The sequence below is a fragment of the Geobacillus zalihae genome (assembly GCF_030414215.1).
GTDB classification, from domain to species: domain Bacteria; phylum Bacillota; class Bacilli; order Bacillales; family Anoxybacillaceae; genus Geobacillus; species Geobacillus zalihae.
In genome coordinates this window covers 960,871-973,267 of the sequence record NZ_CP129217.1, presented here as the reverse complement: position 1 = coordinate 973,267, position 12,397 = coordinate 960,871, and the positions used below count along the sequence as shown (strand labels likewise).

The 12,397-nt window shown below is 54.1% G+C and carries 15 protein-coding genes; 5 read left to right on the top strand and 10 right to left on the bottom strand.

Features of this window, described 5'->3' with window-relative positions:
* Positions 1–51: 51 nt before the first annotated feature.
* On the top strand, positions 52–651 hold the full coding sequence (locus tag QWV57_RS05055; protein WP_013145886.1) for a YhcN/YlaJ family sporulation lipoprotein: 600 nt from the start codon (positions 52–54) through the stop codon (positions 649–651).
* 161 nt (positions 652–812) lie between these two features.
* Positions 813–1,013, top strand: coding sequence for a YlaI family protein (locus tag QWV57_RS05050; RefSeq protein ID WP_013145887.1), 201 nt, complete (start codon positions 813–815; stop codon positions 1,011–1,013).
* Between the two features lie 59 nt (positions 1,014–1,072).
* On the opposite strand, the gene QWV57_RS05045 is transcribed toward QWV57_RS05050, so the two are convergent.
* The 3 genes from QWV57_RS05045 to typA form a co-directional block, all read right to left on the bottom strand.
* Positions 1,073–1,354, bottom strand: a complete 282-nt coding sequence (locus QWV57_RS05045; RefSeq protein ID WP_013145888.1) for a hypothetical protein — start codon at positions 1,352–1,354, stop codon at positions 1,073–1,075.
* Positions 1,351–1,659, bottom strand: a complete 309-nt coding sequence (locus tag QWV57_RS05040) for a YlaH-like family protein (RefSeq protein ID WP_011230571.1) — start codon at positions 1,657–1,659, stop codon at positions 1,351–1,353. Before QWV57_RS05040 ends, QWV57_RS05045 begins: the two co-directional genes overlap by 4 nt.
* 90 nt (positions 1,660–1,749) lie before the next feature.
* Complete coding sequence (typA, locus tag QWV57_RS05035; protein WP_013145890.1) at positions 1,750–3,594, bottom strand: translational GTPase TypA; 1,845 nt, start codon at positions 3,592–3,594, stop codon at positions 1,750–1,752.
* Between the two features lie 521 nt (positions 3,595–4,115).
* On the opposite strand from typA, the gene QWV57_RS05030 reads away from it, so the two are divergent.
* Positions 4,116–4,286: a DUF5325 family protein gene (locus QWV57_RS05030; RefSeq protein WP_014195347.1), complete on the top strand. Its 171-nt coding sequence runs from the start codon at positions 4,116–4,118 to the stop codon at positions 4,284–4,286.
* Positions 4,287–4,336: 50 nt separating this feature from the next.
* Here the strand turns inward: QWV57_RS05030 and QWV57_RS05025 are convergent, their stop codons facing one another.
* The 3 genes from QWV57_RS05025 to QWV57_RS05015 form a co-directional block, all read right to left on the bottom strand.
* Complete coding sequence (locus QWV57_RS05025; RefSeq protein ID WP_013523314.1) at positions 4,337–5,131, bottom strand: inositol monophosphatase family protein; 795 nt, start codon at positions 5,129–5,131, stop codon at positions 4,337–4,339.
* A 105-nt stretch (positions 5,132–5,236) separates the two neighbouring features.
* Complete coding sequence (locus QWV57_RS05020; protein WP_011230567.1) at positions 5,237–5,425, bottom strand: YkzI domain-containing protein; 189 nt, start codon at positions 5,423–5,425, stop codon at positions 5,237–5,239.
* 259 nt (positions 5,426–5,684) lie between these two features.
* Positions 5,685–6,644 (bottom strand): NAD(P)H-dependent flavin oxidoreductase, encoded by a 960-nt coding sequence (locus tag QWV57_RS05015; protein WP_015374337.1) that lies wholly within the window; start codon positions 6,642–6,644, stop codon positions 5,685–5,687.
* Positions 6,645–6,801: 157 nt separating this feature from the next.
* Between QWV57_RS05015 and QWV57_RS05010 the strand changes: the two genes are divergently transcribed.
* Positions 6,802–8,274 (top strand): aminotransferase class I/II-fold pyridoxal phosphate-dependent enzyme, encoded by a 1,473-nt coding sequence (locus QWV57_RS05010; RefSeq protein WP_011230565.1) that lies wholly within the window; start codon positions 6,802–6,804, stop codon positions 8,272–8,274.
* Positions 8,275–8,388: 114 nt separating this feature from the next.
* Here the strand turns inward: QWV57_RS05010 and QWV57_RS05005 are convergent, their stop codons facing one another.
* Entirely contained in the window at positions 8,389–8,514 is a 126-nt protein-coding gene (locus QWV57_RS05005) for a GapA-binding peptide SR1P (RefSeq protein WP_025949695.1), read from the bottom strand.
* A gap of 197 nt (positions 8,515–8,711) precedes the next feature.
* Here QWV57_RS05005 and QWV57_RS05000 point away from each other — a divergent pair, with 197 nt between their 5' ends.
* A complete protein-coding gene (locus QWV57_RS05000) occupies positions 8,712–9,092 on the top strand; it encodes a DUF1885 family protein (protein ID WP_013145895.1) in 381 nt (126 codons plus the stop codon).
* Between the two features lie 25 nt (positions 9,093–9,117).
* Here the strand turns inward: QWV57_RS05000 and QWV57_RS04995 are convergent, their stop codons facing one another.
* The 3 genes from QWV57_RS04995 to QWV57_RS04985 all read right to left on the bottom strand — a co-directional run bounded on the left by QWV57_RS04995 (position 9,118) and on the right by QWV57_RS04985 (position 12,344).
* Positions 9,118–9,360 carry a hypothetical protein gene (locus tag QWV57_RS04995; protein ID WP_011230562.1) on the bottom strand — a complete coding sequence of 81 codons (243 nt, stop codon included), beginning with the start codon at positions 9,358–9,360 and terminating at the stop codon, positions 9,118–9,120.
* Positions 9,361–9,622: 262 nt separating this feature from the next.
* Complete coding sequence (gene lpdA / locus QWV57_RS04990; protein ID WP_013145896.1) at positions 9,623–11,035, bottom strand: dihydrolipoyl dehydrogenase; 1,413 nt, start codon at positions 11,033–11,035, stop codon at positions 9,623–9,625.
* Positions 11,036–11,039: 4 nt separating this feature from the next.
* On the bottom strand, positions 11,040–12,344 hold the full coding sequence (locus QWV57_RS04985) for a dihydrolipoamide acetyltransferase family protein (protein WP_015374336.1): 1,305 nt from the start codon (positions 12,342–12,344) through the stop codon (positions 11,040–11,042).
* Between the last annotated feature and the right edge of the window lie 53 nt (positions 12,345–12,397).

Here is a 12,397-nt window from a genome sequence, read left to right as displayed (position 1 = left end):
AAGATAGAAGGACATTTGCAAACTAAAGAAAAAAAGTCGAGGTGGCCCATTATGAAGAGAAACTGCTGGCTCGCCGTTTTCTTCCTTCCCCTTTTGATTTTCAGCGGCTGCACGTTTGGAAACGATCATGAAGCGAACGAGCCCAATCGTTCACTCGTGCGCGTCAAAAATACGGTCGATGAACGCGTCGAGAACAAATCCGGGCAAGAGATCGCCCGCCGGCTTGCAGAAATCGCCGACCGTGTTCCAAACGTTCACAATGCCGCCGCGATCGTCGTCGGCAAATATGCCATCGTCGGCATTGACGTCGGCGCCAATATGGATGCCTCACGCGTCGGCACCATCAAATATTCCGTCGCCGAAGCATTGCAAAAAGATCCGTACGGTGCGAACGCTATTATTGTCGCTGACCCAGATCTTTACACCCGCGTGCGCAACATCGGCCGGCAAATCGATGAGGGGAGGCCGGTGCAAGCGTTCATGAACGAAATCGCCGACATCGTCGGACGAGTGATGCCGGAAGTGCCAAGCGACCTATTTGAAACGACGCCGAAGCCGACCGAAGAAAATGACGGACAGCTGAACGAACGGGAGGAGCGGCAACTGAACGAACAGCAAAACAAGCAATCGAATGAACATTTAAATCGATAAACGGTTTCTGTGTGGGTTATAATGGAACAGAAAGCGCGGCTCATTTCCGAGGAAAGCGGGAGTGAAATGCATTTGAATCAACAAACGATGGCGGGAAATGTGGTATAATGGGAACGAAAGAACACTCTACCATTTCGCGTTTGGATGTATTGAGGTGAACAATGAGAGTCAAATGCGTGCTTTGCGACCAAATCGATACGATCGACGATGAATCGCCGCTCGCCAAGCGGCTGCGCAACCGCCCGATCCACACGTACATGTGCCGCGAATGCCACGACCGCATCACCGAAAAAACGAAACAGCGGCTGGCAACAGGAAAGTTCCGCTTCTATCGCGGCCGCCGCGCAGACGATGATTGGTGATCCCGCAAAAAAAAACGGTGCGGAAGAGCGATCGCTTTTCCGCGCCTTTTTGGTTGTCATCATCCATACTTTTCCGGTTCGGCTTCGATCTGCCGCCACATCGCCTCAGCCAGCTCAAGCGGGAAACACGCCGCCCTTGTTTCCCCGCCGCGCACATATTCGACGATGTATTGCCCATTCGTTTCATCTTTGACGGCGTCTACGGCCGTCACACCAAAGTCGTTTTCCAAGATGGCGCGGAAAAACGAGGCCGTATCGCGCGCCGCCGCATCGTGCGGACGGGCTTTGGCGACGATGTGGATCGTCAGCCAGTTATAAAGGGCATCCTGCACGGATTTCATGACTTTTCTCCCTCTTTCGCCTGCTTCAGGCGCACTTTATAAATGATTAATACGAGGGCGGCGACGGCCAATCCTTCTGCCACCGGCAAAAAGACAGCAAAAAAGGTCAAAACCGTGCAGCCAAGCGCCAGCAAAACGTAAATGATGACGTTTTTCAACAGCGGCAGGCGCCGGGCAAAGCCGAGTCGATACACAAGCGCAGCAAGCAGCAACACTGTCACATACAATAGCCACATACCGCGCTCGGGATGATCGTGCACCTTATAAAGCGAGGCGAAAAACGTGAGCCGTTCGAGCACATTCACACCATTCCCCTCCCGTTCATCCTAATAGCGCCCTTCTCCAAGGCGTTTTCGATTGTTCGCAAACCAAAGACGCGCGCATGGCGCTTCCGGCTATTTCGCCTGCTCAACCGCTTTCTTTTTCTTCTCCGCCTTTTCACGCTCGCTTTTATTCAAGATTTTTTTGCGCAACCGGATCGAGGCTGGCGTCACTTCACAATATTCATCATCATTCAAATACTCGAGCGCTTCTTCAAGCGTCAACAGACGCGGCTTTTTCATCGTCACCGTCTGTTCTTTCGTCGATGAACGCATGTTGGTGACATGTTTTTCGCGGCAAATGTTGACGACCAGGTCGTTTTCGCGGTTATGCTCGCCGACGATCATCCCTTCGTACACCTCAGTGCCCGGCTCAACAAAAATGGTGCCGCGATCCTCAAGTTGCATAATGCTGTAAGCCGTCGCCTTTCCGGTTTCCATCGAGACGAGCACCCCTTGGCGGCGGCCGCCGATTGCGCCAGGCTGCACGGGGGCATAATGGTCAAACGAATGGTTTAAAATTCCATATCCGCGCGTCAACGACATAAATTCACTCCGATAGCCGATCAAGCCACGCGACGGCACAAGGAAGACGAGACGCACTTGCCCGTTGTCGCCGTGCACCATATCGACGAGCTCGCCCTTGCGGCTGCCGAGCGACTCCATGATCGCTCCCGTATATTCCTCCGGGATGTCCATGACGACCCGCTCGATCGGCTCGCACGTGACACCGTCAATCTCTTTTAGAATGACTTCCGGCTTCGATACTTGCAGTTCGTATCCTTCGCGGCGCATGCTTTCAATCAAAATCGCCAAATGAAGCTCCCCGCGGCCGGAGACAATCCACGCATCCGGCGACTCGGTCGGCTCAACGCGCAGACTGACATCCGTCTCCAGCTGGGTGCGAAGCCGCTCCTCCAGCTTTCTCGCCGTCACGTATTTGCCTTCGCGCCCCGCAAACGGGCTGTTGTTGACGAGAAACGTCATTTTGAGCGTCGGCTCATCGATGCGAAGCGGCGGCAGCGGCTCTTGATGATCGGGCGGGCAAACCGTTTCACCGACATTGATGTCCTCCATCCCGGCGACCGCGACGATGTCGCCAGCGTGCGCTTCTTCAATCTCAATCCGCTTCAACCCAATAAAACCAAACAGCTTCGTGACACGAAACATCTTGACGGCACCGTCGCGCTTTAAAAGAGCAACTTGCTGGCCTGTTTTCATCGTGCCGCGGAAAATGCGGCCGATGCCGATGCGTCCGACATATTCATTATAGTCGAGCAACGCCACTTGAAACTGCAACGGTTCGTTGCGGTTGTCCGCCGGCGCCGGAATATGCTCGATGATCGTCTCAAACAAGGCGGTCATGTCACCGTCCTGGCGATCCGGATCGAGGCTTGCCGTCCCGCGCAGCGCCGATGTGTACACGACTGGAAACTCGAGCTGCTCCTCAGAAGCACCAAGTTCGATAAACAGGTCGAGCACCTCATCAACGACTTCCGCCGGCCGAGCAAATTCGCGGTCGATTTTGTTGACGACGACGATCGGCACAAGCTGCTGCTCAAGCGCTTTTTTGAGCACAAACCGCGTCTGCGGCATGCAGCCTTCATACGCATCGACGACAAGCAAGACGCCGTCGACAAGGCGCATGATCCGCTCCACTTCCCCCCCGAAATCAGCGTGTCCCGGCGTATCCAAAATGTTGATGCGCGTTCCTTTATACAAGACAGCCGTGTTTTTGGCCAAAATCGTAATGCCGCGCTCCCGCTCCAGATCGTTGCGGTCAAGCGCCCGCTCCGCGACTTGTTCGTTTTCGCGGAACGTCCCTGACTGCCGAAGCAGCTGATCAACGAGCGTCGTTTTCCCATGGTCGACGTGAGCGATGATCGCGATATTGCGGAGATCGATTCGTTTGTTCGTCAATGTCGGTCACTCCTGTTCGGCAAACTGCTTGTCTATTATATCACAACCGATAGAAAATCGGCATGTTTTCCTGTACACTAGAAAAAGACGCCCACTTTGCCAGAAAGGAGTCAACCCAGTCAACTACCCCCACTTCGCGAACGCTTGAAGTGGGGGCTTGCCACTCCCCAGAAGTGCAAACGGACTTCGTCCTCCTTCCTTGACTTGGGGTTGCATCAGGGGGCAGGTTGACGACTGCCCAACGACGCAGGTCATGCCTGCATCGTTGCCGATTCTCTCGGTGTGTCTGTTGGCAGTACTTGGCTTCCACACACAACAGACGGACCTACGCTCGATGTTTTACGTTGCAACGTTTCCTGCAACCAACTCCATACATCGAGCAGCAGTTTATTGGAGTGCCTTTATTGAACGGTTTTCTCCACGCCTTTATTCTATCATATACAAAAGAAAGGGGGAACGCGCATTCCTCTCCCACTTACTCCCTTTGGTCGTTGAAGTGGGAGTCTCCTGCGCGAAATAGGATGAAACGGATCGAGCCTGTACCGCTGTTGCTCGCCATTCTTGCCGTCGCCGCCATCATGGCGATCGGCGTCTTCATCGCCGAGCAAAGTTTGATCGGCATCGCCGCTTCCACGGTCATCTTGATCGCCGCCATGGGCGCCGGGTTCGCCCATAAAAAACGGACGCGTTGAAAAACGGGACAAGCTGGATGCTTGTCCCGTTTTCGCGATTTCGCGCCTCATCAATCGTGAAGATAGCGCCGCAAAATTTCTTCGTGCACCCCAGGTTTCGCAGCAAGCACCGAATTGCGGCCAAGCAGATCCAGCGGCTTCCCGTCAAGGGTCGTCACCATTCCGCCCGCTTCTTCAATCAAAATCATCCCGCCGGCGAAATCCCACGGCGACAGGCGCGGCGAAATGTAGGCGTCCAAACGGCCGGCGGCAACATACGCGAGCTCAAGCGCCGCTGAACCATACGAGCGCGTGCCGCGCGCCTCTTTCGCCAGCCTCATGAGCGGGCGATGGTCGAGGCGCTTGTTTTCCATGAGCCATGTCCCGTTGATGGCGATGATCGACTCCGCCACTGGCGCGGGCTGCAGGAGGCCGAGCGGCTCCCCGTTCAAAAACACCCCCCGCCCTTTTTGCGCCGCATACAGTTCGTCAAACACGACGTCATACACGTAGCCGAGCTGCCCGATGCCATCTTCAAAAATGCCGATCGATACAGCAAAATGGCGCCGCTGATGAACGAAATTCATCGTGCCGTCGATCGGGTCAATCACCCAAACAACGCCGTCCAAGGCATCGATCCGGTCGCCAAATCCTTCTTCCCCCAACAGGCGGTGGCTAGGGAACTGGCGACGGATGTGCTCGGCGAAAAACTGCTCAATGGCGCGGTCAACATTCGTCACTAAGTCGTTCGGGTTCTCTTTCGCTTCCACCGTCAGCTGTTTGGCAAACGAGGCGCGGATGCGCTTTCCTGCTTCGTCGATCCATTGCCGGGCGTATCGGTCGATTTCTTCCCATTTTTCTGCCATATTGATTCCTCCTGCCTTCGGTTATGTATAGATCGCAACCGGAACGGGGGCGGATGCGGCTCAAGAAAAAAACGAACCGGAAAGATGGTTCGCCTTGAATCAGAATCATACTTGAAGGCGCATCAGTTCTTGGCGCAGCTTTTCAAGCCGCCGTTTGCACTCTTTTTTCTTTTCTTCATCGTTTTCCATCATGGCCTCGTACAGCGTCGCTAATTCGTAATCGAGTTCGAGCCGCAACACCGCCATGCGTTTGTCTCCATCTGGTCGCTTCAGCGAATTGGCGGTTTTTTTCATATTCGTCCGCACCCCTTTCTCGATCATCCGCTAAACTTCCGGCGCCCGTCACGAATGTGCTGCTTCATTTTGTTTTATATTATATTATGTGGAAAAAGGGGTGTATGCAACTAATTTGTGCGTTTACCTACCGCGCTTCCGTTGTGGCTCGAATGATACCACAGCGATAATCCCAGGGGAACTATGACCATCAATGATTTCTTGTGTTGACCAGTCGTAGGAAAATGGATAGGAATAACCCATTGTTCCACCTCCACCGTTAGTTTGCCCAACGGCGCCGAATTTGTTCCGCCTCTTCCATCATGCGGGCAAACAACTCAGCGACGGACGGAACGTCGTGAATGAGCCCGATCGCCTGCCCGGCCCAAGCGAATCCTTCGTCCACCTTTCCTTCGTAAATGAAGCGCCGGTTCGCTTCTCCGCTAATATATTCTTTTAAATCATCATACGTACCGCCTTGGCGCTCGATTTCCAATATTTTTTCCGCCCAGGCGTTGGCCAGCACCCGCCCTGGCGCCCCGAGCGACCGTTTAATGATGACCGTATCGTTTTCGGTGGCGTTGAGAATCATTTCTTTATATGCGGGATGAGCATGAACGCATTCTTTCGTGGCGATAAACCGCGTTCCCATCTCAATCCCTTCCGCTCCAAGCGCCAATGCCGCCATCAACCCGCGTCCATCGGCGATGCCGCCCGAGGCGATGACCGGAATCGATACGGAGTCAACGACTTTCGGAATAAGGACGAACGTGCCAGTATCGTATTTGCCGAGATGCCCGCCCCCTTCCTGACCGACGACCATCACCGCATCAGCACCGAGCTCCTCTGCTTTCACTGCCTGGCGGACGGCGGCAACGAGCACGAGCTTTTTCACGTTCGTTCCTTTCAATTGTTCAAAAAACGGCGCCGGATTGCCGCCGGTGACCGAAACGACCGGCACCCCCTCATCAAGCGCTGCTTCAAGCATATGAGCAAACGGGCGGCCGTGCTGGCCAATGGCGAAATTGACGCCGAACGGCCGATCGGTTTTTTCCTTCACCTTGCGGATTTCCTCGCGCAGTTGCTCCGGTCCATCGAGCGACATCGCCGTAATTTGTCCGAGCCCACCGGCGTTCGAGACCGCTGCGGCCAAATCAGCGTACGCCAAGTAAGCGAGCCCCCCTTGAATGATCGGATATGTAATGCCGAGCAGCTCTGTCACCCTCGTTCTCCATTTCATTTCGATAACGCCCCCTTTTTGCTTTGTCTTTCTTTTATTTCTCTCTTGAACCGCTGTTTTCCTTTTTCAGCGTCCATTCATTTCTTCTTTGCAAACGGAAAAATCCATGCTATAATGCACTTGTTTTATCCTCGAGATAAAGAGGTGTGAAAAACCATTGTCGCAACTCGAGACACCATTGTTTACCGGTTTGTTGGAGCATATGAAAAAAAATCCGGTTCAATTTCACATTCCCGGCCATAAAAAAGGGGCCGGCATGGATCCGGAGTTTCGCGCTTTCATCGGAGACAACGCCTTGGCGATTGATTTAATCAACATCAGCCCGCTCGATGACTTGCACCATCCAAAAGGGATGATCAAACGGGCGCAGGAGCTCGCTGCCGAAGCGTTCGGCGCCGATTATACGTTTTTTTCCGTGCAAGGAACGAGCGGCGCCATCATGACGATGGTCATGTCGGTCGCCGGGCCGGGCGATAAAATCATCGTGCCGCGCAACGTCCATAAATCGGTCATGTCGGCCATTGTCTTTTCTGGAGCGACGCCGATTTTCATTCATCCCGAAATCGACAAGGAGCTTGGCATTTCCCATGGCATTACGCCGCAAGCAGTGGAAAAAGCGCTCCGCCAGCACCCGGACGCCAAAGGGGTGCTCGTCATCAACCCGACGTACTTTGGCATTGCCGGCGATTTGAAAAAAATCGTCGATATCGCCCACTCGTACAACGTTCCGGTGCTTGTCGACGAAGCGCACGGCGTGCACATTCATTTTCATGAGGACTTGCCGCTCTCAGCGATGCAAGCGGGCGCCGATATGGCGGCGACAAGCGTCCATAAGCTCGGCGGATCGCTGACGCAAAGCTCGATTTTGAATGTGCGCGAAGGACTCGTCTCCGCGAAACACGTGCAGGCGATTTTAAGCATGCTGACGACGACTTCAACGTCGTACTTGTTGCTCGCTTCGCTTGATGTCGCCCGCAAACAGTTGGCGACGAAAGGGCGTGAACTCATCGACAAAGCCATTCGACTCGCCGACTGGACGCGCCGGCAAATCAACGAGATTCCATATTTGTACTGCGTCGGCGAAGAGATTTTAGGCACGGAAGCAACGTACGACTACGATCCGACAAAGCTCATCATTTCGGTTAAAGAGCTCGGGCTGACCGGCCATGACGTCGAACGGTGGCTGCGCGAAACGTACAACATTGAAGTCGAGCTTTCCGATTTATACAACATTTTGTGCATCATCACCCCGGGCGATACCGAACGGGAGGCGAGCCTGCTCGTTGAAGCGCTCCGCCGCTTGTCGAAGCAGTTCAGCCATCAGGCAGAGAAAGGGATCAAGCCGAAAGTGCTCCTTCCGGACATCCCGGCCTTAGCCTTGACGCCGCGCGATGCGTTTTACGCCGAAACGGAAGTCGTGCCGTTTCACGAATCGGCCGGCCGAATCATCGCCGAATTTGTGATGGTGTATCCGCCTGGCATTCCAATTTTTATTCCAGGCGAAATCATCACGGAAGAAAACTTGAAGTATATTGAGACGAACTTGGCTGCCGGCCTCCCTGTCCAAGGGCCGGAAGACGACACGCTGCAGACGTTGCGCGTCATTAAGGAATATAAACCGATCCGCTGATCGCACAAGCCGGTTTTGCCTGGCTTGTGCTTTTTTGCCAAAATAAACGGCGCGCATGTGACTTGTCGACATGCGCGCCTCTATCCGTTCCTTTCCCCCATCGGTTTGACCGTTTTATTCTTTTTCTCCGCCCTCATGGTCATGCTCGCAGCAATCACATTTCCCATAAAGCGTTGTCACTTTTTCATCTTCGAAATACGCAATCGTCGCATCACACGTTTGACATACGATCGTGCCCATCCCCAAAACCCCTTTGTGATGATAAATTCGCTTGTTGATTTCATAATAATATATCACATTTCAATTGTCAATCCTAATTTGTATATCACATTTAATAAAAAAGAACTTTTTTGAAACCGCTCTTTTTCCATTTATTGTCCGCCAACATATGGTACAATAAGGATAAAGACGCAATGGAAATGGTGGGAGGGGAAGGAATGATGAACACCGATCTAAAGCTGCCTGCGGGGAAAACGATGACCATCGAGGACGTCAAACAGCTGCTCGAGCGCTACCAGATGGCGCTCAAAAAGACAGGGGAACAGCTTGGTTGGGCGTATGAACAGGCCGCTTTCCCGTATACGGTCCGCATACACGAATCCGTTCTCTACTTGCAAGGCGACGGCCGTTTGTACAAAGGGATGGCGATTTCCGTGCGAACAGCTGGAGAAGAGACATTCATTGACATCGCACTGCCGCCGGGGGCGACGCATGGGGATAAAGGGAAGGCCAATGAATTCAGCAAATGGCTGGCGAAAACGCTCGGCGGTGAACTGCACTTGTTCAGCGGCCGGACGATGGTGTTTGGCAGCGCGTAAACAGCGGGCATTCGACCGCTGTTTTTTATTGAACGGCCTGCCAAATGACATGCTGACCGGCAAAGTACACCGCCGCCGTCCCAATCGTCGTCAGCGCCGCCTTGCGCGTCGCCAAGCCGAGCTGGCGGGCCAGCAAAAACGCGATGTACATAAAGATGCACAGCATCAGCCCGCGGAAAAACAGGCGGTCTCTTCCTGACAGCCACTCGATCAATGAGAAACTGCTCCAAATCATCATCTGCATCAAAAATGCAACGTAAGCTTTCATTTCAACTCCATCTCCCGCTTGTTCTTTACCATAACGATATGAAGCGAGAGCGGAAAATAGTATGGGAAATTGGACAAGAAATGGACCAGGCCGCTCCTTTGGACAAAAGACTGTCGACCGGGCGCAGCAACAGGCGAACATACAGCTGCCGCCGCAGATTCATTTCTTTTCTGCCAATCATCTTGCTTCTGGATGATGTTTCCTGCTTATTGCACCGCAGGAAAAAGGTGCCCCGCTGTGTTTGGGGCACCTTCGTTTTCCGTTACTTCGCAATGATATGAATCGGCGTGCCAAGCGCCACTTCCGCCGCTTCCATGGCGATTTCGCCAAGCGTCGGATGGGCATGAATCGTCAAGGCGATATCTTCCGCCGTCATGCCGGCTTCAATGGCCAGCCCAAGCTCGGCGATCATATCCGAGGCGTTCGGGCCGATGATTTGCGCTCCAATCACAACGCCGTCTTCTTTGCGGACGACAAGCTTCAAGAAGCCGTCCGTATCGTTGAGTGACAGAGCGCGGCCGTTGGCGGCAAACGGGAATTTCGCCGTAATGACGTCGATGCCTTCCTCTTTCGCCTGTTGTTCAAAGTAGCCGACCGAGGCGCATTCTGGATCGGAGAAGACTACAGCCGGAATGGCGATGTAATCCACTACCGACGGATGGCCGGCGATGGCTTCCGCCGCCACTTTCCCTTCATACGACGCTTTATGGGCGAGCGCCGGGCCTGGAACGATGTCGCCGATGGCGAAAATGTTCGGCACGCTTGTCCGGCATTGTTGGTCCACTTCAATCAAGCCGCGGTTCGTCATTTTGATGCCGATTTGTTCAAGACCAAGTTCATCTGTATTCGGTCGGCGGCCGACCGTCACCAACACATAGTCGGCGTCGATCGTTTTCGTTTCGCCGTTCGCCTCATACGTGACCGTCACGCCGTCTGCACGCTCTTCGGCTCCTTTTGCGAGCGCATTCGTCACAACTTCGACCCCTTTGTTCTTCAGACGGCGCTTAATGATGGACACCATTTGCTTTTCAAAGCCGGATAAAATCTCACCGGCCCCTTCCAGAATCGTCACTTTCGCACCAAAATTGGCGTAAGCCGTACCGAGTTCGATGCCGATGTAGCCGCCGCCGATGACAACGAGCGATTTCGGGATTTCCCCGAGGTTGAGCGCACCGGTCGAGTCGAGAATGCGGCCGGAAAACTTGAAGTTCGGCAGCTCGATCGGACGCGAACCGGTGGCCAGAATCGCGTTTTTAAACGTATACGTCTGCGCGCTGTCGCCGTTGACCACGCGCACCGTATTGGCGTCGACGAAGTACGCTTCCCCTTTGACAATGTCGACTTTGTTGCCTTTGAGAAGTCCTTCGACGCCGCCCGTCAATTTTTTGACGATGCTCGCTTTCCATTCTTGCACTTTCGAGAAATCAACCGTGACGTTTTCCGCCTTGATGCCCATCTCGTCGGAATGTTTCGCCTGCTCGTAGCGATGGCTTGCCGAGATGAGCGCCTTGGACGGGATGCAGCCGACGTTTAAGCAGACGCCGCCCAAATTTCCTTTTTCCACAATCGTCACTTTTTGGCCGAGCTGTGCGGCGCGGATGGCGGCGACATAGCCGCCAGGGCCGGCGCCAACGACGAGCGTTTCTGTTTCAATTGCAAAATCGCCAACTACCATCGTTTTACGCCTCCATTAATAATAATTCTGGATCGCTTAACAGCTGCTTGATATGGTTGAGCGCTTTTTGCGCTGTCGCTCCGTCGATCATCCGATGGTCAAAGCTGAGCGAGAGCGCCAAGACCGGAGCAGCGACAATTTCACCGTCGCGGACGATCGGTTTTTCGGCAATGCGGCCGATGCCAAGAATCGCCACTTCCGGATGGTTGATGACCGGCGTAAACCATTGCCCGCCGGCTGAGCCGATGTTCGTGATCGTGCACGATGCGCCTTTCATTTCGTTTGGCATCAGTTTGCCTTCGCGCGCTTTTTCAGCGAGTTCGTTGATTTCCTTCGCCAGCGCGAAAATCGGCTTCCGGTCGGCATGTTTAATGACCGGCACGAGCAACCCTCGATCCGTATCAGCGGCGATGCCGATGTTGTAGTAATGCTTATGAATAATTTCCTCCGTCGCATCGTCGATCGACGTATTCAGCACCGGATATTCACGCAGCGCAGAAACAAGCGCTTTGACGACATACGGCAAGAACGTCAGCTTGATGCCTTTTTCCGCGGCAATGGCCTTGAATTTTTTTCGGTGAGCAACAAGCTTCGTCACATCGGCTTCGTCCATCAGCGTCACGTGCGGGGCCGTATGTTTCGAATGCACCATGGCCTTGGCGATCGCCCGACGGATGCCGCTCATTTTCTCGCGCGTTTCCGGGAATTCGCCTTCCGGCATAACCGGTTTCGCCGCTGGCGCTTGCGGCGCTGCCTTCTCTTCCGCCGCTTGCGGCGTCGGCTCAGCCGCGGCTTTCGCGCCGCCGGCGAGGAAGGCATCAATATCTTCTTTCAAAATGCGGCCGTTTTTCCCCGTGCCTTGGACGAGGCGGATATCGACGCCTTTTTCACGCGCATATTTGCGCACAGACGGCATCGCGATGACGCGGCGGTTCGGGTCGACTTCCGCTTCGGCCGCCGGTGCGCTCGGAGCAGCGGTCTCAACCATTTCCTTTTTCGACACCGTTTCCGCTTTTTCCTCTTTTTTCACTTCTTCGTGTTCTTGTCCTTTAAACGTCATGTTTTCATAGCCCGGCGCATCGAGCGTAATGAGCGTTTGCCCAACCGTCGCCACCGTTCCTTCCGGGACGAGAATCTCAAGCACTTTCCCCTTGACAGGAGATGGGATCTCGACGACCGCTTTGTCGTTTTGCACTTCGCACAACACGTCGTCTTCGTTCACTTCATCGCCCGGCTTGACGAACCATTTGACGATCTCGCCTTCGTGAATGCCTTCGCCAATGTCCGGCAGCTTAAATTCAAATGCCACTGTAGGTCGACCTCCTATCGTTTGCCGAAAATGAGCGGGGGAAGGCGCTTCGC

Bases quoted from the DNA above. Each gene is read 5' to 3' on its own strand.
- QWV57_RS05055 (WP_013145886.1), top strand. From the start codon at position 52: ATGAAGAGAAACTGCTGGCTCGCCGTTTTCTTCCTTCCCCTTTTGATT.
- QWV57_RS05050 (WP_013145887.1), top strand. From the start codon at position 813: ATGAGAGTCAAATGCGTGCTTTGCGACCAAATCGATACGATCGACGAT.
- QWV57_RS05045 (WP_013145888.1), bottom strand. From the start codon at position 1,354: ATGAAATCCGTGCAGGATGCCCTTTATAACTGGCTGACGATCCACATC.
- QWV57_RS05030 (WP_014195347.1), top strand. From the start codon at position 4,116: ATGAAACGGATCGAGCCTGTACCGCTGTTGCTCGCCATTCTTGCCGTC.
- QWV57_RS05025 (WP_013523314.1), bottom strand. From the start codon at position 5,131: ATGGCAGAAAAATGGGAAGAAATCGACCGATACGCCCGGCAATGGATC.
- QWV57_RS05020 (WP_011230567.1), bottom strand. From the start codon at position 5,425: ATGAAAAAAACCGCCAATTCGCTGAAGCGACCAGATGGAGACAAACGC.
- QWV57_RS05015 (WP_015374337.1), bottom strand. From the start codon at position 6,644: ATGAAATGGAGAACGAGGGTGACAGAGCTGCTCGGCATTACATATCCG.
- QWV57_RS05005 (WP_025949695.1), bottom strand. From the start codon at position 8,514: ATGGGCACGATCGTATGTCAAACGTGTGATGCGACGATTGCGTATTTC.
- QWV57_RS05000 (WP_013145895.1), top strand. From the start codon at position 8,712: ATGATGAACACCGATCTAAAGCTGCCTGCGGGGAAAACGATGACCATC.
- QWV57_RS04995 (WP_011230562.1), bottom strand. From the start codon at position 9,360: ATGAAAGCTTACGTTGCATTTTTGATGCAGATGATGATTTGGAGCAGT.
- lpdA (WP_013145896.1), bottom strand. From the start codon at position 11,035: ATGGTAGTTGGCGATTTTGCAATTGAAACAGAAACGCTCGTCGTTGGC.